19 protein-coding genes are annotated in these 20,765 nt (G+C 46.3%); 12 read left to right on the forward strand and 7 right to left on the reverse strand.

All coding sequences use genetic code 11. The annotated features are described in order from the left end of the window. Positions 1-186: 186 nt before the first annotated feature. The 3 genes from C6W44_RS08010 to C6W44_RS08020 form a co-directional block, all read right to left on the reverse strand. Positions 187-1,461 (reverse strand): cation:proton antiporter, encoded by a 1,275-nt coding sequence (locus C6W44_RS08010; protein ID WP_105244930.1) that lies wholly within the window; start codon positions 1,459-1,461, stop codon positions 187-189. A 48-nt stretch (positions 1,462-1,509) separates the two neighbouring features. Then, positions 1,510-3,141, reverse strand: coding sequence for a DUF2254 domain-containing protein (locus C6W44_RS08015; protein ID WP_227526391.1), 1,632 nt, complete (start codon positions 3,139-3,141; stop codon positions 1,510-1,512). A 409-nt stretch (positions 3,142-3,550) separates the two neighbouring features. After that, entirely contained in the window at positions 3,551-5,122 is a 1,572-nt protein-coding gene (locus tag C6W44_RS08020; protein WP_105244931.1) for a YihY/virulence factor BrkB family protein, read from the reverse strand. 288 nt (positions 5,123-5,410) lie between these two features. Between C6W44_RS08020 and wrbA the strand changes: the two genes are divergently transcribed. After that, complete coding sequence (gene wrbA, locus C6W44_RS08025; RefSeq protein WP_105244932.1) at positions 5,411-6,028, forward strand: NAD(P)H:quinone oxidoreductase; 618 nt, start codon at positions 5,411-5,413, stop codon at positions 6,026-6,028. Between the two features lie 92 nt (positions 6,029-6,120). After that, the gene (locus C6W44_RS08030) at positions 6,121-6,609 is read left to right on the forward strand and encodes a hypothetical protein (RefSeq protein WP_105244933.1); all 489 of its coding nucleotides are present in this window, start codon (positions 6,121-6,123) and stop codon (positions 6,607-6,609) included. Positions 6,610-6,746: 137 nt separating this feature from the next. On the opposite strand, the gene C6W44_RS08035 is transcribed toward C6W44_RS08030, so the two are convergent. After that, positions 6,747-7,499: a DUF3108 domain-containing protein gene (locus C6W44_RS08035; RefSeq protein ID WP_105244934.1), complete on the reverse strand. Its 753-nt coding sequence runs from the start codon at positions 7,497-7,499 to the stop codon at positions 6,747-6,749. 613 nt (positions 7,500-8,112) lie between these two features. Between C6W44_RS08035 and C6W44_RS08040 the strand changes: the two genes are divergently transcribed. Beyond that, positions 8,113-8,403: a co-chaperone GroES gene (locus C6W44_RS08040; RefSeq protein ID WP_075102316.1), complete on the forward strand. Its 291-nt coding sequence runs from the start codon at positions 8,113-8,115 to the stop codon at positions 8,401-8,403. Positions 8,404-8,559: 156 nt separating this feature from the next. Continuing rightward, a complete protein-coding gene (groL, locus tag C6W44_RS08045; protein ID WP_105244935.1) occupies positions 8,560-10,212 on the forward strand; it encodes a chaperonin GroEL in 1,653 nt (550 codons plus the stop codon). Between the two features lie 210 nt (positions 10,213-10,422). On the opposite strand, the gene yaaA is transcribed toward groL, so the two are convergent. Further along, positions 10,423-11,223 (reverse strand): peroxide stress protein YaaA, encoded by an 801-nt coding sequence (gene yaaA, locus C6W44_RS08050; RefSeq protein ID WP_105244936.1) that lies wholly within the window; start codon positions 11,221-11,223, stop codon positions 10,423-10,425. A 498-nt stretch (positions 11,224-11,721) separates the two neighbouring features. On the opposite strand from yaaA, the gene C6W44_RS08055 reads away from it, so the two are divergent. The 6 genes from C6W44_RS08055 to C6W44_RS08080 all read left to right on the forward strand — a co-directional run bounded on the left by C6W44_RS08055 (position 11,722) and on the right by C6W44_RS08080 (position 16,329). Further along, entirely contained in the window at positions 11,722-12,879 is a 1,158-nt protein-coding gene (locus C6W44_RS08055) for a Re/Si-specific NAD(P)(+) transhydrogenase subunit alpha (protein ID WP_105244937.1), read from the forward strand. A 97-nt stretch (positions 12,880-12,976) separates the two neighbouring features. Next, positions 12,977-13,324, forward strand: coding sequence for a proton-translocating transhydrogenase family protein (locus tag C6W44_RS08060; protein ID WP_192994952.1), 348 nt, complete (start codon positions 12,977-12,979; stop codon positions 13,322-13,324). After that, a complete protein-coding gene (locus C6W44_RS08065) occupies positions 13,321-14,721 on the forward strand; it encodes an NAD(P)(+) transhydrogenase (Re/Si-specific) subunit beta (protein ID WP_105244939.1) in 1,401 nt (466 codons plus the stop codon). Before C6W44_RS08060 ends, C6W44_RS08065 begins: the two co-directional genes overlap by 4 nt. 142 nt (positions 14,722-14,863) lie before the next feature. Next, the gene (locus tag C6W44_RS08070; protein ID WP_105244940.1) at positions 14,864-15,403 is read left to right on the forward strand and encodes an acyl-CoA thioesterase; all 540 of its coding nucleotides are present in this window, start codon (positions 14,864-14,866) and stop codon (positions 15,401-15,403) included. 147 nt (positions 15,404-15,550) lie between these two features. Further along, positions 15,551-15,760, forward strand: a complete 210-nt coding sequence (gene iscX / locus C6W44_RS08075) for a Fe-S cluster assembly protein IscX (protein WP_071003236.1) — start codon at positions 15,551-15,553, stop codon at positions 15,758-15,760. A 65-nt stretch (positions 15,761-15,825) separates the two neighbouring features. Continuing rightward, entirely contained in the window at positions 15,826-16,329 is a 504-nt protein-coding gene (locus C6W44_RS08080; protein ID WP_105244941.1) for a GyrI-like domain-containing protein, read from the forward strand. A 253-nt stretch (positions 16,330-16,582) separates the two neighbouring features. Here C6W44_RS08080 and dapE read toward each other — a convergent pair whose 3' ends face one another. Beyond that, positions 16,583-17,785: a succinyl-diaminopimelate desuccinylase gene (gene dapE, locus C6W44_RS08085; protein ID WP_413772319.1), complete on the reverse strand. Its 1,203-nt coding sequence runs from the start codon at positions 17,783-17,785 to the stop codon at positions 16,583-16,585. A gap of 121 nt (positions 17,786-17,906) precedes the next feature. Then, the gene (locus C6W44_RS08090; RefSeq protein ID WP_105244942.1) at positions 17,907-18,662 is read right to left on the reverse strand and encodes a 2OG-Fe(II) oxygenase; all 756 of its coding nucleotides are present in this window, start codon (positions 18,660-18,662) and stop codon (positions 17,907-17,909) included. A gap of 131 nt (positions 18,663-18,793) precedes the next feature. Between C6W44_RS08090 and C6W44_RS08095 the strand changes: the two genes are divergently transcribed. Together C6W44_RS08095 and pssA are read left to right on the forward strand one after the other, a co-directional pair. Continuing rightward, positions 18,794-19,678, forward strand: a complete 885-nt coding sequence (locus tag C6W44_RS08095) for a 23S rRNA (adenine(2030)-N(6))-methyltransferase RlmJ (protein ID WP_075102326.1) — start codon at positions 18,794-18,796, stop codon at positions 19,676-19,678. Positions 19,679-19,778: 100 nt separating this feature from the next. Beyond that, positions 19,779-20,561 (forward strand): CDP-diacylglycerol--serine O-phosphatidyltransferase, encoded by a 783-nt coding sequence (gene pssA / locus C6W44_RS08100; protein WP_105246573.1) that lies wholly within the window; start codon positions 19,779-19,781, stop codon positions 20,559-20,561. Positions 20,562-20,765: the final 204 nt, after the last annotated feature.

Genomic DNA, 20,765 nt, shown 5'->3' on the forward strand with positions numbered 1-20,765 from the left:
GCTCAATGAAGCGTTGTTTTTCTTGGGTGCTGTGCCTACGCCGACAGAGGCAACGAAAAACAACTTTTCCTCTCAAGATATCGTTTTTATATCGGATTGACTGTACAGTAGACCAGCATAGCAATAAATGCTTATGCTGGTCTTTTTTTATGATGATAATAAAGGGACAAACGACTTTTAAGCGAATTATAGTGTGGTGGCCTGTTTATCAGGCGCAATGCTTTTTGCGACCTTACCAACGCTCAAGCCTTGTACCAAGATAGAGAAGATGACCACCGCATACGTGAGCGCCAGTAAAATGTCACGCTCTGCGCCCGTTGGTAGCTGCAGCACCAGTGCCACCGAGATGCCGCCGCGCAGTCCGCCCCATGTCAGTACTTTCCACGCTCCAGTTGGCAAGTCAAGCTGCCGCTGAAGGGTCTTTGTGGTCATACCGACAACGATAAAACGGGCAAGCAAGGCAATAACAATCGTCAAACCTGCAGCGATAAATAAATTGCCAGAATATGCAATCATTACCACCTCAAGTCCAATTAAGACAAATAAAATCGCATTGAGAATCTCATCGATCAGCTCCCAAAATAGATCGATATAGTGTCGTGTTTTATCACTCATCGCCAGTGCTCGTCCGCGATTACCGACCATCAATCCCATCATGACCATGGCCAGTGGCCCTGAGAGATGCCAATGACTGGCCAGCGCATAGCCGCCGATCACCCCCGCCAGCGTCAATAGCACCTCTTCTTGATAACTGTCAATGCTCTTTAGCATATAGTATAAAATCGCCCCAAGCACCAGACCAAACACAATGCCGCCGCCAGCCTCAACGGCCAAGGTATGGGCCACATAGTTGGCTGTTGGGATATTGCCGCTGGATAAAATACCAAGTAGCAGGACAAAAATAACGACGCCGATACCATCATTAAACAACGACTCGCCTGCGATGACGGTCTCTAAGCTTTTTGGGGCGCCAGCGGATGATAAGATGCCCATCACCGCGATAGGGTCGGTCGGCGAGATTAAAGCGCCAAACAACAAACACCAAAGAAACGGCAAGCCAAATCCAAAGAAGGGCAACATAAGATAGAGCGCAGTGGCGATTAGCAGGGCCGAGACTAGGGTACCCACGCAGGCGAGAATACCAATGGGCAGTCGATAGCGTTTTAAGTCACTGATATTGACATGCAGTGCCCCTGCAAATAAAAGCATCGAGAGCATACCGTCCAATAGCACCTCGGTAAAATCTAGCTGCTCTAGTAAGCTCACTTCATAATCAATGAGCTGGTCGAACCCCAAAAAACCCAAAAAAATCGCACCGATAGATAGGACAATCGAGATGACCATGACTCCAATGGTCGTGGGCAGACCGATAAAGCGATGATTGACATAGGTCAGCAAGGCAGTAATCGATAAAAAGATAGCGCTGATTTCAAGTATGGTCAGGCTGGTTGCAGATGCCATAAAACAGGTCTCTTATGAGTGATAAGTAGTAAAAGTAATCAGTACAAATTATTTAGTGTGCGCCTGTAGACTTTGGCGAATGCTGGCGGCAAAGTCACTGACATAGTGAAAGTGTTGGTGCTGCGAGTTTTTATCAATAATAAAGGCTTTGGCTTGCTGACACATCGCGCTTAGGTCATCGATAAGCTCTTGGTAGCTTAGGTTTTCTTCTCCTGCGCGCTCAATTAGCTGTAGCTCATGCAGCAAGGTCTGTTGCTGTGCTTGATTGATACAGGCATAGTTGAGATTGACCATCGCTTGACACAGCGCCTTTAGGACCATGGTATCAGCTGCAGCATAGCGCCGAATCTCTCCAAGTGAGGTATTGATGAATTCTGATATTTTGGGCGTATAAGTCACCACGGCCAAGATAGCCACGCGCTGCTGCGCCACCACTTGTTTTGGTGTGGCGGTATACGGCGGTTTGTCACGGTGCTCGGCAGGTACATAAAAATGATAGGGGCTAGGAGGCTGACGACGCATCATAATGCTCAGGCAACTGGTGAGCGATTGTACGCAGTTGACGGCTGTTTTTGGGTCATTGATACCAGGTGAGAGGGCGCGCACCGCAATCTCGGTCATCTGCCCCAGACTATAGGCGATATCATTGGAGAGTGCCAGTCGCTGCTCGATACGAATACAACCGGCAAAGCGCTGCCAAAACATACCATCAGGGGCACGTGGCACCACGGCCAACTGCGGCGTTGCGGTTTTTTGCCGATTATTGGGATGGTATGTCGGACGTTGATAAAAATGCCCAATGACGTTTTTGTCAGTGACATAATCACCGAGGTTACTCTGTAGATGCACCACACCGCCATACTCTTGAGTCAGGATGATTAATGACTCCAAATAAATGTGCTGCAGGTAGCCGGATTGCGGAGGATAAATCGGCGTTGCCTGCCACTGGTGAAACTGCTCGACATCGTGCTGCTCGACATCGCGCTGATGCTGAATATCACAATAATCACCATACCAGGAGTGAATATTATTAATGGCATCGTTGCTGGCGTTTTGAATGACGTGCGAGGCCTGAATAGAGTGGACCATATGCTGGACAAAATAGACCAATAACAGCGCACAGATGATCGCCATGATAATCCCAAAGGTCACCGCCAGTTGCGGTACGCCAAAGGCCACATCATACTTATGAATCGACTTGAGTACCAACAAGCTATAGCTAAAGGTGCCAATAAACGCCCCTAAGACAAACTGGTTTGGTGTGTCTGTCAAAAAGTTGCGTAATAGCCGTGGGCCAAACTGGGAGGAGGCCATCGAAAGGACGGCGATAGTAATTGAGAACGTCGTACCAGCAACGCCCAATACAGCGCCAGCAATCGAGGTCATGATGGCGCGCGCCGCATCGTCATCACCCGTAAAAGCAAAGGTAATCTCTCGAACGGTCTCGCGGTCAAAGTGCTGATCTATCGTCACCAATACCGGCGCCAGTAAGATGCCGACGATGACGCAAGCAGTTGGAATAAACCAATAAGAGCCGATCAACTCCTGCCACAAGTTTCTTAAACGATCGGGCAGGTCAGCCAATGTCTGTAACGACCAAAGCTGCGAAAACGCCTTCATTCTCTGCACTGAAAATAAGAGTAGTCGCTTAAAAAAGCCATTTTCAGGATGTTTGTCCAATGTTCGCGCTCCAAAAATGACTGACGAGATCGTATATAGTTAATCTATTTTAAAACAGGTATCGTCCTACAGGGATTCATTGTCCTTGCGTGCTGCGTCTACGCCTTATAGCCGGTTCAAAATAAAATGGTGATAAATTTAAGCGTAACGCTGGAGTAATCTTTTGACTATTTATTACCTTATCATACAAATAATAACGATGAAAAATGTTAGTAAACATAAGCCCCTATCATATAGTTAGCTGAATATAAAACTATTATGGATTTAAACGCGCTACTGGTATAAATTTTACTTGCGTGCTGCGTTCCCAGAGGCTGCGCAACCTACGTTTAAAAATAGCATCCCAGTAGCGCTATGACATTTTTAGAGTGTATCGACTATAGGAGCTTATTTTATCTATTTCAGCAAACTAATTTCTATTGCTAGAGCCGTGTTTAGGGTTGTCCGCTTCGGTGATGATTGTGCTTTTGTGTCCCCATCTGCTGGTTTGTGGAGACGGCGGCGTTTTTGGGTCTATAGGAATGATGATTTCATTATCATGTGCATCACATTCAACCTCACTGTCCTTGTCATAAGCTGCTGGATCAAAGTGCGGGGTCGCTGTTGTATCAGTTGACTGTTGAGCTAAGCTGTTAGGAGCGGCTTGCGATGTTTTTCTAAATTCAGGTTTTTTAAACAAAGGGTGTGGGGTGTTTTTATTCGTGCCTTTGTCATCAGGGTTTTTGCGCGGTTCGGCGTTGGTAAAGATAACATTCAACGGCAAATCTAGCTGCTGCTTGGCATAGGCTTCCGTATGCTCAAATCGATCCACTAGGAGGCTGAGCCATGGCTTTTGCTCTTCTACTCTCATCTCATCGAGCTCGTCTTTGATCGGCAAAGGATAGGGCAGAGTGCGATAAAAATCCCACAATGTCATCTTGCTCAAGTCTTTTTTGAGTACATAGTCCTCATCTTCGGTCATGGTGATGAGGTTGCTGTCTTGGAGGTAGTTGATATAGGTGTACCATTTGGGTAGCTCTTTGCGGCCCAACACATTGCGCAGGGCTTGCTCACTGACCGCTTCGCCTTTTAGATGATGGGTGTACACAAGGTTTAACATATCGAGTAAGCTGAGCAGTGGATGGCGCGGGTAGACTTCTTCGGTCTCAAAAATCGTCAAGGTATAGCTGATCTCAACGCCTAACAAAATCAAATTCCAAGACAGGTATATCCATAACAAAAAGATAGGCAAGGCGGCAAAGGCTCCGTAAATGGCCTCATAGCTGGTAAAGTTTGCCATCACTGTGCCAAACAGATGCTTCATCAGCTCAAAGATAATCGTCACAAAGACCCCAGCGATGGCTGCATTTTTTGCGGGCACACGAGCTTTGGGAATAAACCAATACATCCCTATAAAGCCGGCCATGGTGATACCAACCGACACCACTTGTACCCAAAACCCCCAATCAATACCGTAGCCTGCTATTTGGCGATTTAAAAAACTCAAGCTTTGTACCGTGCTTGAAGCGATAAACGCCGTACCCAGCACCATAGGCCCCAAGGTCACAATCGTCCAATAGCGCAGCAGACTCTTTATACCACCTGAGCGGCTCTCCACCCGCCAGATTTGATTAAAGGCACGCTCAATGGTGGTCAAGGTCATGATGGTGGTAAAAAATAGCACCATGGCGCCGATGATGGTAAGGTTCGATGATTTTTCAGCGAAGCTATTGATATACTCACTGACTTGCATGCTCGATTGCGGCAATAAGTTGCTATAAATTACCTCGTATATCTGCGCTCTGACGGATGCCAGTGCCGGTACAGAGGACAATATCATGAGCAAAACGGTCAATACAGGCACGATCGACAGCATGGTGGTATACGTAAGGGAAGCGGCTTTTTGCTGGCAGTTGTCTTCAAAAAAGTGCCGCGTCAAAAACCGTAAAAACTGGAACCAGCGCTGATGTAAAAATGGGAGTCTTTTGCTTAAGTTTTCCATAGTGACCATTTAGCAGGAAGTAGAGAGACAATAGTGTAACAAAGATGCGTCGTTATCATCTGCCGTTTAATTGTGTCAAAATGCACAGCGGCTCTTTGATAAGGCATCACGTAGGCGTGGCTGGAGTAAGTGGTCGTAAAATAGTCGTCAGCTGGTTTGCATGTCGGTGAATGACTGGGGCATAATGAGCACATCATCGCATCGCCTATCGCGGACGATATCGTTATTGATCGATAAATAATGATATATAGATAATACTATCAATGATTTTATGAGGAAGGACGGTTAATGAGTCAGGCCAACCCTTACGTTTTGGTGCTTTATTATTCAAATTATGGCACGACAAAGACATTAGCATACGCCATCGCTCAAGGTATCGAAGAGGCTGGGATGACAGCGCGCATCCGTACAGTGCCGACCGTCGCGCCTGAGACCACGGCCAGCAAACCTGCGATTCCTGATGAAGGCGATCTGTATTGCACCATGGACGATCTCAAAGACTGTAGCGGCCTTGCACTCGGTAGCCCCACGCACTTTGGCAATATGGCCGCGCCCATGAAGTACTTTTGGGACAATACGGTCACGCTCTGGCTGGCAGGAAACCTACAAAACAAGCCTGCCTCGGTATTTACGGCGACAGGTTCGATGCATGGTGGCCAAGAGTCCACATTGCTCACGATGATGTTGCCATTGATGCATCACGGTATGATAATCGTTGGGGTACCGTATGCTGAACCTGCATTAAATCGGACGCATCGCGGCGGGACGCCTTATGGTGCCAGTCATGTGAGCGGTGCATTACATGACCAGCCAGTCTCTGATGATGAGCGCGAGCTCGGTATCGCTCAAGGTCGGCGTTTGGCGATTAGTGCTCGCGCATTGGCGCAGGCCAATTGGCAACGATAAACGGCTTTTGTCTTCTACTATCTTTTATCTTCTACTATACTGTCAGTAGCCCCCAACTGTCGCTGCTGTGAATGAGGAAACCTGTATCTCTAATGGCTACCAACCGCTCTGATAGCGACACCCATAGCAACGCGCCAACTGTAGAGTCTGGGCGCGCGGCCACCCCGCAAAAACCTATTACGCCCATGCGTCAGCGCTTGATGATGACGTGGCTGATTTGGTTGGTGTATAGACTGCTTGGGTTGCCCATCTTGATCAATGTGTTTAATGCCAGTCGCCCTGATATTGTGGGCGGTATCGCATGGCAAGCACTATGGCTTTTGCCAGCTTTTATACTGACGCCATGGATCGTGCGCGGGCGCTCGCCTTATGCGTTATTGGTCGGTAGTATGTTTACTCTAGTATATTTGGGCGCAAGTGGCGTGGTGCTGTTTACGCGTGCGTATGGCAGCAGCTGGGCGGAAATAGCGGTATATCTGTTTGATTTTGTCTTGTTGTTTGCCATCAACGTTTGGTTGTTTATTTTACTAAAACGCTTGCCGTCGATGAATAATGTCGTCAAGAAGCCGCGCGCTCGCTAGATTGGTTTTTTACCTCTGCTGTTGGCATAAAAGATCTTAGATCACAAAAAGATTGGATAACAAAAAGCGGCACTCTCATGTAGAGTACCGCTTTTTTTTAAGACTCGCTCAGCGTCAAGTGAGCGATAAGCTGAAAATTAATTGACCTTAGTCAGCTCTAGATCCATTTTTTTACCATCGTTAATCTGACTGACTTTTATGGGTAAATAGTCCAAGCTCGGCGCTAACCAAAAACTGGTTGAGCGGTCATTGTCGTCATGAATACGGTCAATACGGACAGTATCAAAGGTACCGGCTGGCACCGTGATTTTGGTATTGCCCGATTTTTTAAATGGCGTTTTTTCTACCTTGTCTTTTTTGGCCATGTAGTAGTTACCAGAGAACTTACCGTTTAGTAAATCTTGACGAATTTGCACTTCAAGACTTAAGTCATCAAAGGCTTGCTGCGCCATATCCATGGTCATAGTTTTGCCTTTATAGGTACTGGTGACTTTTTTGCTGCTTGGGTTAAAGCTTAGCTTGTGCGTACGGCCAAGACCCAGCAGTTTATAAGTGGTGCTGGCCTGCGTCGGAATGACGTTGTTACCCTTGATGGTAAAGGTACTGCTTTGCGACGCATTGGCAACACCTGCCACCCGTGCTTTGACATTATACTTCCAAGTATTGCCCGATTTGCCTAGCGTACGGGTGGCAGTGCCTTTGTATTTGTCTTCTACCGTAAAGCTATAATTGGCACTAGAGGGCTGGACGGTTTTGGCGCTAGCGAGGGTGGGTGCGGTCATACTCAAGGCTCCAATAGCAGCAATGCTCACGCCTGTGGTGAAGGCGGACAATACTGTCGACTTGCTGCGGGCGGGGTTGTCAATGTTAGATTTAGATATAAAGCTCATGGATAGTCCTTAATACATTCTGTTTAACACTGTCTGTTTAACACTGATTGAGCAGTGGTAACTTATTGCTATTATTATGATCTCAGAGACTATGATGGTCATACTCTATTACACTTTCAAGGCAGGTACTCCCAAGTGACGTTTGCCTCTTGTAGTCAATGTCGCTAGCCACGCGGTCGCCCTATAGTTAGCTGAATGTAAAACTGTTATAGATTTAAACGCGCTACTGGTATAAATTTTACTTGCGTGCTGCGTGCCCAGAGGCTGCGCAACCTACGTTTAAAAATAGCATCCCAGTAGCGCTATGATATTTTTAGAGTGTATCGACTATATCTGTACGTAACTTGCTGTAAAACCAGTAAAGCACAGCGCTGCCTACAAAGTTGCCCAATAACGCTGCCTGATAGCTAATATACGAACAGGATAAAAAATTCTTGTAAATTTTTGGTTTTTACACTTGAACCAAATGCCTCCTGCCCCCACTTTTTGATACAAGCTCAAAGCTTATCTATGAGATGTCAATTTTTGGTCACATTTCTTATAGATACTGGTCTTGAGACCATTAATTCAAATAAACCCTTTAACGTTATAATCAACTTTTGGAGTCATATCGATGAACATTCGTCCTTTACATGACCGTATCGTCGTTCGCCGCGTAGAAGAAGAGCAAAAGACTGCTGGTGGTATCTTGCTACCTGGTTCGGCACAAGAAAAACCATCACAAGGTGAAGTGTTGGCAACAGGCAATGGTCAGATTCGTGACAATGGCGACATTCGCGCGTTAGATGTAAAAGCTGGCGACAAAGTCTTGTTCGGTCAATATGCTGGTCAAACCGTGAAAGTTGACGGCGAAGAACTACTTATTATGAAAGAGTCTGATGTATTGGGTGTGCTAGAAGGCTAGTCCTTTTGAGTATGATTGAGTACTCAGCATATCTTTGACCATAGGCGTCTGTAATGACCTGTATTTAATGACGCTCATTTAAAACGTCAAGTTGGTCAATACACTATCGACTCATTTAAATGTATTTTTATACTTATAATAATGGAGTAAATTAACATGGCAAAAGATGTAAAATTCGGTATTGATGCTCGTACGCAAATGATGGACGGTGTCAACGTTTTGGCAAACGCCGTAAAAGTCACGCTAGGCCCTAAAGGTCGCAACGTGGTGATCGACAAGTCTTTTGGCGCACCAACCATCACCAAAGACGGTGTGTCGGTTGCCAAAGAGATTGAGCTTGAAAACAAATTTGAAAACATGGGCGCACAATTGGTTCGTGAAGTCGCGAGCCGTACCAACGATGTCGCTGGTGACGGTACCACGACGGCAACCGTATTGGCTCAGTCGATCTTGCAAGAAGGCATGAAGTCTGTCGCTGCTGGTATGAACCCAATGGATCTCAAGCGCGGTATCGACAAAGCAGTACGCGAAGCGGTTAAAGAGATTCATAATCTATCTACCCCAGCTGATGATCACAAAGCAATCGCCCAAGTAGGTTCTATCTCTGCCAACTCAGACACCAAAATCGGTGAGCTGATCTCGCAAGCGATGGAAAAAGTTGGTAAGCAAGGCGTGATCACGGTTGAAGAAGGTTCAAGCTTTGAAGATACCCTAGAAGTGGTCGAAGGTATGCAGTTTGACCGTGGTTATATCAGCCCATACTTTGCCAACAAGCAAGACAGCCTAACAGCTGAATTTGAAAACCCATACATCTTGCTAGTTGACAAAAAAATCAGCAACATCCGTGAAATCGTGCCACTACTTGAGCAAGTGATGCAGCAAAGCAAGCCATTGCTAATCATTGCTGAAGACGTAGAAAACGAAGCATTGGCTACGCTAGTGGTCAACAACATGCGTGGCGGCCTAAAAACTTGTGCCGTTAAAGCACCAGGTTTCGGCGATCGTCGTAAAGCCATGCTAGAAGATATCGCAACGCTCACTGGTGGTACGGTCATCTCTGAAGAGATTGGTCTGAGCCTTGAGACTGCGACTCTAGAGCAATTGGGTACTGCGAAAAAAGTCACTGTTGGTAAAGAAAACACCGTCATCGTCGATGGTGCTGGCAACAAAGCCGACATCGATAATCGTGTTGAATCTATCAACCGTCAAATCGCAGAGTCTACCTCTGACTATGATAAAGAAAAGCTACAAGAGCGTGTGGCCAAACTGTCAGGCGGTGTAGCCGTTATCAAAGTCGGCGCGGCTACTGAAACAGAAATGAAAGAGAAAAAAGACCGCGTTGACGATGCGCTACATGCCACTCGCGCTGCGGTTGAAGAAGGTGTCGTCCCTGGTGGCGGTGTTGCATTAGTCCGTGCGATGAGTGCCTTGTCTGACTTAACTGGCGACAACGACGACCAAAACGCAGGTATCAACATCCTACGCCGCGCGATGGAAGCACCACTTCGTCAAATCGTCACCAACGCAGGCGAAGAAGCGTCAGTGGTCGTCAATGAGGTGAAAGGCGGTAGCGGTAACTATGGCTATAACGCTGCGAGTGGCGAGTATGGCGATATGCTAGAGATGGGTATCCTTGACCCTGCCAAAGTATCGCGCTCAGCATTAGAAAATGCCGCCTCTGTTGCAGGCCTCATGCTCACGACTGAAGCGATGATTACTGATCTGCCAGAAGGTGATGACCCAATGGCTGCTATGGGCGGCGCTGCTGGTGGAATGGGCGGTATGGGTGGAATGGGCGGCATGATGTAATTCTACTTCTGCTACAAAGCGATTTCTCTTTGTTAGACGCGCTCAATGTACAATAGGTACTATTTTCGCTCGTCTTCCTTGATAAATCGCTTTTCGCTGAAAGTATGAATAATATCACGTACCTGTAAAATCTAGTCCAAATAAAACCCCCGATAGGCTGAGCTTATCGGGGGTTTTTTTATGCAAGATAAGTATGTTTTGGCTAAAAGATTACGCATCTGCCTCATCACGACGAAATGTCCACGTTTTGTCGTCAGACAGCTCATCGACATAGTAATATCCCGCCAAATCAAACTGCTTTAACTGCTCAGCTTTGGTCAGTTTATGGTCAGCAGCATATTTCACCATCAATCCACGGGCTTTTTTGGCATAAAAGCTAATCACTTTATAGTTGCCATTTTTCTCATCCTCAAATCTGGGCGTGATAACCTTAGCATTTAATGCCTTCTTTTTTACCGACTTAAAATACTCATTAGACGCTAAATTAATCAATACCTTGTCTTCGCTATCAGCCATGCGTGCATTGATAACATCAGTCACTTCCTCGCCCCAAAACTCATATAGGTTGTCACCGCGCTCATTTTTCAGCTTAGTACCCATCTCTAAGCGATACGGCTGAATCAAATCTAGTGGTTTCAATACGCCATACAGCCCCGACAAAATACCTAAGTGCTCGTTGACGTAGATGGCAGTGTCCTTGTCCATACCATACATATCCAGACCTGTATAAACATCACCATCAAATAGATAAGCGGCAGGTTTGGCATTTTTGGTGGTAAAAGGTTTGTCGTTATCCCATTGCCACTGCTGGTTGCGCGCCGCATTGAGCTGCGCCAGATCATCCGAGATACTCATCAGCGCTTGCAAATCAACCGGCTCTTTTGTCTTTAGTATTTTCATTAGTGCCTGTGCGTGGTCAATCAGCTCAGGCTGGCTATAGTAGTTGCCTAGGTTGACAGGGATGTCGTCTGTTTCATTTAAAGACTTGGCAGGAGAGAGTAAAAAATACATGGCTAATCCTTATTCTGTGAAATCAATGATCTGTCTATCGCGGTGTCAAGTGCTCTGATTATACCTTATATGTAATTTTAACGTGATTTGACGTCATGATTGAGGGGGGAGTGATGCTTAATTGACAAAAAAGCAAGCATTTGAAAGGTAGTTAAGATGACCAGTAGGCTATATTCGGCAAGGGGTTAGCTTTCGTAGAAAAATAAAAGTTGTTAATATAACAATAAAAGTTATCCAGATGGTGTAAATGCCTAACTTTTAATTTTACTTGTTGGTCACCATTAGGCAATGAAAGTTGCCGGATGATGTCTCTATAATAAAAAGACATGATGGCGATGTAGTCGTCATTTATTAAATTGATAGCCTTTGGTCAAAATCTTGAACCAACAACGACCAAAGGTTTTTTTTGTCCCCTGTGCTTTTTAAATGTGCGTTGAGGGTATTAAAGGTAGTCATTGAGACGTAAATAAAGTCATTAGACGTAAGTAAGGAGACGGTATGAAAATCGGTGTAATCAGTGCAGATATCGCAAGCGAGAGCCGTGTCGCGCTAACCCCAGACGCGGTCAAAAAACTGCGTAAGCTTGGGTTTGAGGTCGTCATCCAGTCAGGTGCAGGGCAGGCAGCCTACTATGCTGATGCGCTGTATCAGGCGGCAGGAGCCGACATTGCCAGCAGCAGCGCCGAGGTGATTGCCCAGTCTCAAATTATTACCACCATTCACGACTTGCCCGCCGAAGTGGCAGAACATTTGAGTTCAGGCCAAATCGTCGTCGGTATGCTAGACCCTTACCGCAATACGCAGCTAGACACTTATGCTGCTAAGGGCGTTACGGCCTTTGCGATGGAGCTATTGCCTCGCACACTGTCACGCGCCCAAAACATGGATGTGCTGTCGTCACAAGCCAACCTTGCAGGCTACAAAGCAGTGCTGCTGGCGGCCAATGAATACTCGCGTCCATTTCCGATGTTTATGACCTCGGCAGGGACAGTAAAACCTGCCAAAGTGGTGATCTTGGGCGTCGGTGTTGCAGGGTTACAAGCCATCGCGACAGCCAAGCGTTTGGGCGCAGTGGTAGAAGCCAGTGATCTGCGCCCTGCCGCAAAAGAGCAGGTGGAGTCGCTGGGCGGTAAATGGCTGGATGTGCCAATGAGTGACGACGAAGCACAAAAAGCCAAAGCGACGGGCGGCTATGCGTGGACGCCATCAGAACAATATATCAAAGACCAAGCTGCAGTCGTCGACAAAGCATTAAGCAATGCCGATATTGTCATTACCACAGCACAAATCCCTGGTCGTCAAGCGCCGCGCTTAGTCCATCAGGCAACCCTTGCCAAAATGAAAGCCGGCTCGGTGCTGATCGATATGGCAGCTGGAACGGGCGGTAACGTCGAGGGCAGTGCGCCAAATGAGACCGTCACCACAGACAATGGCGTACGTATCGTTGGCGCGGCCAATATTCCATCACAGCTAGCGGCGCAGTCTTCAGACTTGTATGCCAATAACCTTGTCAACTTTATCACCACCTTAATTGCACCAGCTGCTACAGATGACGCGTCAGCAAACAAACTGGCACTGAACTTAGATATGGAAGATGAGATTCAGGGTGCACTGGCAGTGACCCACGACAACCAAGTGCGCTTGACCAAACGCTAGCCCTTGCTGGTCGCCATACATTTGCCAGACACGAATAAATTTTTAGGAGGATAAGATGATTGCCACCATTTTAGCGGCAGCGCCTGCCGGTGCAGCCATGAGTAGCACACCATTTGTCGCGATTTTTACCGTATTTGTACTCGCTATCTTTGTTGGATATTACGTCGTCTGGGGCGTGACCCCAGCGCTACATACGCCATTGATGGCGGTGACCAACGCCTTATCAAGTATCGTGATCGTCGGTGCGATGCTACAGACTGTCCATATCGACGGCTCGATGTTTACCCCGACCAGTTTGCTTGGTGCTTTTGCGGTATTTTTGGCCAGTATCAATATCTTTGGTGGTTTTGCGGTGACTGAACGTATGCTCGCGATGTTTAAGCCCAAAGCAAAAAAAGCGCCTACTCTTGAAGCCAGCTCGACGAAAAGCGGAGGTGATGCATGAGCGATTTAACCCAATTTATTGCCACCAATGCAGATTGGTTTTATTTAGTCGGCGCTATCCTCTTTGTTTTAACGTTACGCGGATTGTCGAGTCCAAAGACAGCGATTCGTGGCAACCGCTTTGGTATGGCAGCGATGGCGATTGCTGTTATCACTACCTTTTTCTTAGCAGAAGGCCCTGTACTGTGGTTAATCATCGGTGCGATGATCTTAGGTGCCATCGTCGGCATGTGGAAAGCAAAAACCGTCGCGATGACGCAAATGCCAGAAACGGTAGCGTTGATGCACTCATTTGTCGGTTTGGCAGCGGTGGCGATTGCGCTGGCCACGGTACTGCATACCGAGCAGCAGCATGGCGCGGTTGCCCGTGTTGAGCTATTTATCGGGTGCTTTATCGGTGCGATTACTTTTTCTGCCTCTGTCTTTGCTTTTGGTAAGCTTGCGGCAAAAAGCTGGGCAAAAACAATCACTGGCGGCTGGGTAAAACCTGTCCAAGCCTTGCTATTTATAGCGATGATTGGGTTTGGCGGGGTGTATTTTGTCACGGATTCCTTGCCTGCGTTTTATGCGATGACAGTGATTGCAGTGATTTTTGGCTGGATGTGGATTGCGCCTATCGGCGGCGGTGATATGCCAGTGGTCGTGTCGTTACTGAACTCATTTTCAGGTTGGGCGGCAGCAGGTATTGGCTTCACGCTGGGCAACTCAATGCTTATTATCGCAGGTTCGCTCGTCGGTTCCTCAGGTGCGATTTTGTCTTATATCATGTGTAAAGCCATGAACCGCTCTCTACTAAACGTTTTGTTTGGCGGTATGGGCACGTCAGCGGCCGCTGCAGGCGGTGATGATGGCGCACCAAAAACATACAAATCAGGCTCAGCAGAAGACGCAGGGTTCCTTATGTCCAATGCCAGCAATGTGGTCATCGTACCAGGTTACGGTATGGCACAAGGCCGCGCGCAAAACGCGGTAAAAGAATTGTACGAGCTATTAAAAGACGAAGGTGTCAACGTTCGCTTTGCCATTCATCCTGTTGCTGGTCGTATGCCAGGGCACATGAACGTACTATTGGCAGAAGCCGACGTGCCTTATGACGATATTCTAGAGATGGATGAGATTAATTCCGACTTTGCCAGTACCGATGTGGTCTTGGTCATCGGTGCCAACGATGTTGTCAACCCGTCAGCAAAAGACGATCCGACATCTCCTATCTTTGGTATGCCCATTTTAGAAGCCAACAAAGCGCAAACGGTGATGGTCATCAAGCGTTCGATGAGCACCGGCTATGCAGGTCTTGATAACAGCCTCTTCTATATGGACAAAACCATGATGATCTTTGGCGATGCCAAAAAGATGGTTGAAGAGATGGTACGTAGTATTAATGGCGGCGGTCATTAATCGCTAAAATCAGCTTTTCGGCATAAGTTTTGAGTATGTTTTCTTAAATAAAAAAGTCACTTAGGTGGCTTTTTTGCGTTAAGGTAAGCCATCTTTCTATTCAGTTAGACTTTATACAAAATCAGAATTAAGAGAGTCATTTATGAACATGTTGATACGTTTTTTTATTATGATTAGTTTGCTAAAACAGCAGCTAAATAAACAGTCAGTAAAACAGTGTCTGAGCGCCGAGATGTTGGCCGCACCGATAGTGCGTCAATACCGTGTCTTGCCGCACGATATGGGGTTTCGCGATCATCTGCCCAATTATCGTTATTTATCTTTTATAGAATTAAACATCACCAACTGGCTGATGACTTGCTGCCATCAAAAGGGAATAAAAAATCTTGGCTGGATTATCGCCATGCAAGAGATGGTCTATCTTAAAGAAATTAAATTTCTTAATAAAATGACAGTAAATAGCGTGCTTGTCGGTTGGGATAAAAAATACGTGTATTTTGAAACGCGGTTTTTTGTCAAACATCAACTGATGGGTATTGGGATGACGAAGTTTGTCTTGACCGATAAAAAAGGTAAGTGCGCGCCGGCGGTATTGGATATGCTCGGCGAGCAGACCAATGACGTCATCGACTCATGGAATGCGCATCAAGTAGCGATTAAATCTGTAAAGTCTGCCAAATAGGCTGATTAATCAAAGCCGTTTGTATAAAGAACTTGGCTATAATCAGTTAGCGAAGTTTGGTAGGATAGAGGTGAATAAACAGGCTGATAATTTAGCCGATCAACGTCTTGAGAAGACTTTTTAAATGATAACCGCTAAGGAGATACCATGACCCCGCAAAAACTAAAATGGACAGACAGCCTCGATATCGCCATTGAGCTTTATGAGAAGTTTCCAGAGGTCGACCCGCAGTACATTCGTTTTACGGATTTGCACCGCTGGGTGACTGAGCTTGAAGGCTTTGATGATGATCCGCAGCGCTCAAACGAAGGTATTTTAGAAGCCATTCAGATGAATTGGATCGATGAAGCCGATTAAGGTGATTTTCTTCTTTAACAGTACATCCAATAACAATAACAGAGAGCAACAGGGCAGGCAGCATCATGACGTCTCAAATTAAAGAGTTAGCCGAAGCGATAGCGTGTAGGGGTATTAGCATTCGTACCACCAATCACGCTGAGATTAGCCACGACACTGCCAAGCTTGGTAGATTGTGGCAGAAGTTTTACCAGAATTACGCAGGACAGTTGCCTGAAGGCGAAGATATTTACGGTATTTATCATAACTATGAGAGTGATGATTTAGCAGGCGCGTTTGATGTTGTCGCTAGCTGGAAAACAGCCAGTGAGGAGGATGACCAATCAGACAGTGAGCGTGCCGCCAGCACTAGTAATCTGGTAGAAGTCACCATTCCTGCAGGAAAGTACTTAGTATTTTCTGAAGAAGGCCATATGCCTAATACCGTCATGAATGCATGGGAGAGTGCTTGGGAATATTTCAATGCGCCAGATTGTGAGCATACCCGAACGTTTGCTGTAGACTTTGAGCACTATATCGATGGGAATTTAGAGTACGGCCAAGTCGACCTTTATATAGGTATTAAATAAAGCCGTAACTATAGTCAATCCTAAATAAAACAGATACATTATATATCAACGTGCAACTGGTCTAAATCTTCCTTGCGTGCTGTACCTACGCTGCTCGATGCTGCGTAAAATTTATCCCAGTCCCACTGTATCGTTTTTATACTGAATTCACTCTAGCTAACAACTTAAATGAGTTTTGAGCCAAAGCCACCCATAAAAAAGCGCCAGTCATCTAAGACTCGCGCTTTTTTACTTTTCGGTTTTATCTACACAGTTACTCTAACAATAGATTTTCCAAAATCCCTTCGTATATCTGCGCAAGCTTACCCAAATCATCTACTTCCACTTTTTCATCTACTTGATGAATCGTCGCATTGCGTACGCCAAGCTCCACAACTTGCGCGCCTGTTGGTGCGATAAAGCGGCCATCAGATGTACCGCCTGATGTCGATAGCGTCGTGTCTGTACCTGTGACTGACTTGATCGCATTTTGACAGGCTGAAACCAGCTTGCCTTCAGGGGTCAAAAACGGCTGACCGGATAATTTCCATTGGATATCATAACTGGCTTTGCTATCAGCAAAATGCTTATCGAAAATGGCATGTGTTTTTGCTTTGAGTTCTTCTTCACTGGTCTCGGTCGAGAAGCGAAAGTTAAAGACGACCTCTAAGGTTTCGGGAATGACGTTGGTTGCGCCCGTACCACCATTGATATTTGAGACTTGTAAAGTCGTGGGCGGGAAGTAGTCGTTGCCGTTGTCCCAAGTTGCTGATGTCAGCTCGCTGAGCGCCGCCATCGCCGCATGGATAGGGTTACAGGCCAAATGCGGATAGGCAACATGACCTTGCTTACCTGTGACCGTCAGCTCTGCGCCTAGCGAGCCACGGCGGCCATTTTTGATGATATCGCCTAGCGTATCAGTACTTGACGGCTCACCAACGAGACAATAAGTAATTTTTTCTTGACGAGCCTCTAAGGTTTCAATGACTTTCACCGTGCCATTGATAGAGGGGCCTTCTTCATCTGAAGTGATTAAAAAGGCAATCGAGCCATTGTGCTCAGGGTGACTCGCGACGAAACGCTCGGCGGCAATGGTAAAGGCTGCAATGCCTGTTTTCATATCTGCCGCACCGCGCGCCCATAGATAGCCATCTTTTATGGTTGGGGTAAAGGGCGGGTAAGTCCAGTTTTTTTCGTCACCCGTCGGTACGACGTCGGTATGGCCAGCAAAACATATCACAGGGTCGGCTGTACCACGGCGTGCCCAGAGGTTTTTGACTTCTGCATGCTCGCCGCTTTGTTCTTTATTACCAAAGTACATAAACTCGCAGTCAAACCCTGCTTGCGCTAGGCGAGACGACAAAATATCTTGGCAGCCATCATCATCTGGAGTGACGGAAGGGCGCTCAAGCAAAGCGATGCTTAAGTCCAGTGTTTGCTGCTGATGAGTCATGTTTTGATTGTGAGCGTCAGACATGAAAAAACCTTTTTATTATAAAGTGAGAGGATAAGATTTTGGATTAAAGACTAGGGTATGTTGAACATTCAGCCATGGTACAAGCCGTAGCGGCTTATGATAGATTTATATCTTTTACATATTACATACTATCTTCAACAAACGGCACCAAACCATCTCGGCGCATCCATGTTGCGATAGAGTAGCGTTGCCGGTGAGCGATTTGTACTTGATGTTGCAGATCGCTATCAAATATGACCAGTCGATTGGCAACAGGCATGACACTGTGATGGCTGCCGTGTTTATCAATGATTTCTAACGCGCCGCCATCGCTGGCTGTCCATTCATCATTAAGATAAAAAACCGCTGAGATAACACGCTCATCACGGCCTGCCGGATTGTCACTGTGCCACTTATAGCCAAAGCCGGGTGGATAGCAGGCATAGTGTGCTTCACTATGGCGAATACCCGCGAATAAGCTACGATTAAACAAAGCCGCTAGCGCGTTGATGGACTGCAAGTAATAAAATCCAGCAAAAAAGTTTTTTGTGATCCAGCGTATTCTATCACCGCGAATATCACTGATACGAATGCCAGCGGTTAGCGCCGCATCACGATAGTCAATAAAACCACTTTCAGCCTGTAGCGCAAGTAATGCGGTCTTATTAAATACATTATCAATAGTGAGCCAGCCATCAGTGACAAATGTATCAAGCTGCTTATCCGTCAGCCTATCTTCCCAGCTGACTGCAAAATCAGACAGTTGCAGTACCTGCTGGGTAAGCGCGTCTTGGTCATCGTTATGACTGTCTGGAGATAGTAACGGAGGATTGTCCTGTCCTATCGGATGATCGACCACCAGCTTTGTCACATTTAGGTTGCTAATAATCTTAGTCATCTCACCTCGTTATTATTAATCAGCTGGCATTCAAAGCCCTTTTATTAAGAGCATTTACCAAAACCACATTATCTTTTACGCTGCCTATGCTACCATAGATGCAATTTTTCTTACTTTAAACTTTTGAGATTATGAACTATAAACACGCTTATCACGCTGGTAACTTTGCTGATGTGGTAAAACACATTTTATTGGTGCAGCTGCTGAATCAGCTGAGTCAAAAAAATAAACCCTTTTATGCGCTCGACGCTTACGGTGGTCGCGGTCTTTATTCACTCAGCAGTGAAGAAGCGCGCAAAACTGGTGAAGCCGAGGGCGGCATCAAAGCATTGTTGAAGCTTGATGACACCAAAATGGCACAAGCCCCAGCGGCTGTCAAAGACTATCTAGCAGGCATCAAGCAAGCCAAAGCCACTTATGATAATAAAGTCTACCCAGGTTCGCCATGGTGGATCGCCCATCATATCGAAAAAAACCCAGACACTGGCGTACGCGGCGAAGCGTTTGAGGCCAAAGCCAGCGAGTATGACGCGCTCAACTACCAATTGTACAAACTGCCCATTGGCATTCATCATCGTGATGCGTTTGAAGGCGTCACCGCTGTGATTCCGCCAGCCGAGCGCCGCGGTCTTATTTTTCTTGATCCTCCTTATGAGCAAGAGCATAAAGACTTTACGCGTCTGATCAATTTACTCGTCGCCGCCTATAATAAATGGCCACAAGGCACATATGCACTGTGGTTCCCGATCAAAAACATCGAAGCCGTTGAGCTGTTTTACAAAAAACTCAAGCGTACCGAGATGAGACGTCAGCTGGTCTGTGAGCTAAATATCTATCCAAATGATGTCGCCGTGGGTCTCAATGGCACAGGTTTGCTCGTCATCAATCCGCCATGGCAATTTGACAGTCATGCCCGTGAGATATTGCGCTTTTTGCAGCCTGCTCTAAAAGTAGCTGATGCGCCAGAGCTGACACCTGATAGTGCCACCAATGTCCGCTGGCTAGTTGGCGAATAAGGATACCGTTATGACGACTGAGCAACCATCTCATCATAGTTTAAATGATAATGCCGCAACTCAGCCGCCTTTTGTTGACGAGCATGAGTTCAATATTCGCATGGCGGATAATGATAATTACGATGGCTTAACGTTTGAGGTGATTGAGACAGAAGTTACAGAGGGTCAGCCGGTGGTCAGCCGCGGTGTCTATTTGGCTCCCAATTTGATTACCACCTTGTCGTTGTTGTCTGGCTTTTATTCGATTTTGGCCAGTACCCAAGGATCGTTTTACAAAGCCTCACTGGCTATATTTTTGTCGGCGATTTTAGATGGGGCTGATGGCCGCGTCGCACGCATGCTCAATGCGCAGAGCCCCTTTGGCGAGCAGTATGACTCTCTAGCAGATATGCTGGCCTTTGGGGTTGCGCCTGCGATTTTAGTATATAGTTTTGCGTTGCAGCCGCTAGGCCGCATTGGTATTGGCTGTGCTTTTGTTTTTACCGCTTGCGCCGCTTTTCGTCTAGCGAGGTTTAATGTACAGATAGGCGAAGTTGATAAAAAATACTTTGTCGGTTTGGCCAGTCCACTGGCGGCTATATTGGTCACGTCCGCTGTCATGGTCGCGGTCGATCATAATGAGTGGGTCGGACAGTATGATACCGCTATTATACTCTTGTTTGCGGTGTGGGTTGTTATCTGTGGTCTGCTGATGGTCAGCAATGTCAAATACTATAGCTTTAAAGAGTTTGATAAAAAGAAAGTCCCATTTGTGGTACTTATCATTGGAGTGTTGATCATGAGCATCGTTCTCTATGACATTCCTATTGGTATTTTAGCCATTGGCATTCTCTATGCGTTATCGGGCATTTTTACGACGATTAAAGCAAAAGCAAAAAGTTAGAGCTGCCTTTAGGCTTTGTATCTAGGGATTTACCGATAGGTAGATCCCCTTTTTATGTCTTTAAGCACGGTGCTAAGCCTAAGGATATAGACTGAGATGAACAAAAATAATGATGAATAGATATTAATAGTAATAACAATTAGTTAGGAGGAGTCATCGGAGATATAATTAAAGAGTGCGAATTATTTATCAGTTCCCCCTTGA

It is taken from the genome of Psychrobacter sp. Marseille-P5312 (assembly GCF_900291405.1).
Classification (GTDB): Bacteria; Pseudomonadota; Gammaproteobacteria; order Pseudomonadales; family Moraxellaceae; genus Psychrobacter; species Psychrobacter celer.

Bases quoted from the DNA above. Each gene is read 5' to 3' on its own strand.
- C6W44_RS08010 (WP_105244930.1), bottom strand. From the start codon at position 1,461: ATGGCATCTGCAACCAGCCTGACCATACTTGAAATCAGCGCTATCTTT.
- C6W44_RS08020 (WP_105244931.1), bottom strand. From the start codon at position 5,122: ATGGAAAACTTAAGCAAAAGACTCCCATTTTTACATCAGCGCTGGTTC.
- wrbA (WP_105244932.1), top strand. From the start codon at position 5,411: ATGAGTCAGGCCAACCCTTACGTTTTGGTGCTTTATTATTCAAATTAT.
- C6W44_RS08030 (WP_105244933.1), top strand. From the start codon at position 6,121: ATGGCTACCAACCGCTCTGATAGCGACACCCATAGCAACGCGCCAACT.
- C6W44_RS08035 (WP_105244934.1), bottom strand. From the start codon at position 7,499: ATGAGCTTTATATCTAAATCTAACATTGACAACCCCGCCCGCAGCAAG.
- C6W44_RS08040 (WP_075102316.1), top strand. From the start codon at position 8,113: ATGAACATTCGTCCTTTACATGACCGTATCGTCGTTCGCCGCGTAGAA.
- groL (WP_105244935.1), top strand. From the start codon at position 8,560: ATGGCAAAAGATGTAAAATTCGGTATTGATGCTCGTACGCAAATGATG.
- yaaA (WP_105244936.1), bottom strand. From the start codon at position 11,223: ATGTATTTTTTACTCTCTCCTGCCAAGTCTTTAAATGAAACAGACGAC.
- C6W44_RS08055 (WP_105244937.1), top strand. From the start codon at position 11,722: ATGAAAATCGGTGTAATCAGTGCAGATATCGCAAGCGAGAGCCGTGTC.
- C6W44_RS08060 (WP_192994952.1), top strand. From the start codon at position 12,977: ATGAGTAGCACACCATTTGTCGCGATTTTTACCGTATTTGTACTCGCT.
- C6W44_RS08065 (WP_105244939.1), top strand. From the start codon at position 13,321: ATGAGCGATTTAACCCAATTTATTGCCACCAATGCAGATTGGTTTTAT.
- C6W44_RS08070 (WP_105244940.1), top strand. From the start codon at position 14,864: ATGAACATGTTGATACGTTTTTTTATTATGATTAGTTTGCTAAAACAG.
- iscX (WP_071003236.1), top strand. From the start codon at position 15,551: ATGACCCCGCAAAAACTAAAATGGACAGACAGCCTCGATATCGCCATT.
- C6W44_RS08080 (WP_105244941.1), top strand. From the start codon at position 15,826: ATGACGTCTCAAATTAAAGAGTTAGCCGAAGCGATAGCGTGTAGGGGT.
- dapE (WP_413772319.1), bottom strand. From the start codon at position 17,785: ATGTCTGACGCTCACAATCAAAACATGACTCATCAGCAGCAAACACTG.
- C6W44_RS08090 (WP_105244942.1), bottom strand. From the start codon at position 18,662: ATGACTAAGATTATTAGCAACCTAAATGTGACAAAGCTGGTGGTCGAT.
- C6W44_RS08095 (WP_075102326.1), top strand. From the start codon at position 18,794: ATGAACTATAAACACGCTTATCACGCTGGTAACTTTGCTGATGTGGTA.
- pssA (WP_105246573.1), top strand. From the start codon at position 19,779: ATGGCGGATAATGATAATTACGATGGCTTAACGTTTGAGGTGATTGAG.